Annotated in this window: 1 protein-coding gene; it reads left to right on the top strand. The window is 63.8% G+C overall.

From position 1 onward, the window contains the following. Positions 1-1,196 (top strand): elongation factor Tu (tuf, locus tag VFO25_03925; protein HET9342054.1); only part of this gene is annotated, 1,196 nt, incomplete at its 5' end.

The following is a 1,196-nucleotide window of genomic DNA, read 5'->3' as shown; positions in this document are numbered from 1 at the left end:
TGGCAAAGGCGAAATTCGAGCGGACGAAACCGCACGTGAACATCGGGACGATCGGTCACGTCGACCACGGCAAGACGACGTTGACGGCGGCGATCACGAAAGTGCTCGCGGCGTCGGGGACGGGGACCAAGCCCTTGATCGTCGACCAGATCGATAACGCGCCTGAGGAGAAGGAGCGCGGGATCACGATTTCGCTGTACCATGCCGAGTACGAGACGAAGAACCGGCACTACAGCCACGTCGACGCGCCCGGTCATGCGGACTACATCAAGAACATGATCACCGGGGCGGCGCAGATGGACGGCGCGATCCTGGTCGTGTCGGCGGCGGACGGCCCGATGCCGCAGACGCGCGAGCACATCTTGCTGGCGCGCCAGGTGGGCGTGCCGTACCTGGTCGTGTTCTTGAACAAGATCGACATGGTCGACGACCCCGAACTCATCGACCTGGTCGAGATGGAAGTGCGCGAACTGCTGACGACGTACAAGTTCCCGGGCGAAGAGATCCCGGTCATCCGCGGTTCGGCGCTCAAAGCGCTCGAGGAGACGACGACTGGGGATTGGGGCCAAAAGATCTTGGGGCTCATGGACGCGGTCGACAAGTACGTACCGGTGCCCGAGCGCGACGTCGACAAGCCGTTCCTCATGCCGGTCGAAGACGTCTTCACGATCACCGGTCGTGGCACGGTGGGCACGGGCCGCATCGAACGCGGCCGGGTGAAGGTCGGCGACGAGATCGAGATCGTCGGGTTGCAGGACAAGGCGCGCAAGACGGTCGTGACGGGCATCGAGATGTTCCGCAAGCTGCTCGACGAGGGCATCGCCGGCGACAACGTCGGGGTGCTCTTGCGCGGCATCGAGCGTGACGACATCGAGCGCGGTCAGGTGCTGGCCAAACCGGGGAGCATCAAGCCGCACAAGAAGTTCGAAGCCGAGGTGTACGTGCTCTCCAAGGACGAGGGCGGTCGTCACACGCCGTTCTTTTCGAACTACCGTCCGCAGTTCTATTTCCGGACGACGGATGTGACCGGATCGATCAGCCTGCCCGAAGGGGTGGAGATGGTCATGCCGGGGGACAACGTGCGGATGATCGTCGAGCTGATCACGCCGATCGCGTGCGAGGAAGGCTTGCGCTTCGCGATCCGCGAGGGCGGCCGGACGGTCGGCGCAGGCGTCGTCACCAAGGTCATCGAGTAG

The sequence above is a fragment of the Candidatus Eremiobacteraceae bacterium genome, from assembly GCA_035710745.1.
In the GTDB taxonomy this organism is placed as follows: Bacteria; Vulcanimicrobiota; Vulcanimicrobiia; order Eremiobacterales; family Eremiobacteraceae; genus JANWLL01.
The sequence above is the reverse complement of the archived record's forward strand: the minus strand, read 5'-3'. Positions and strand labels throughout refer to the sequence as shown.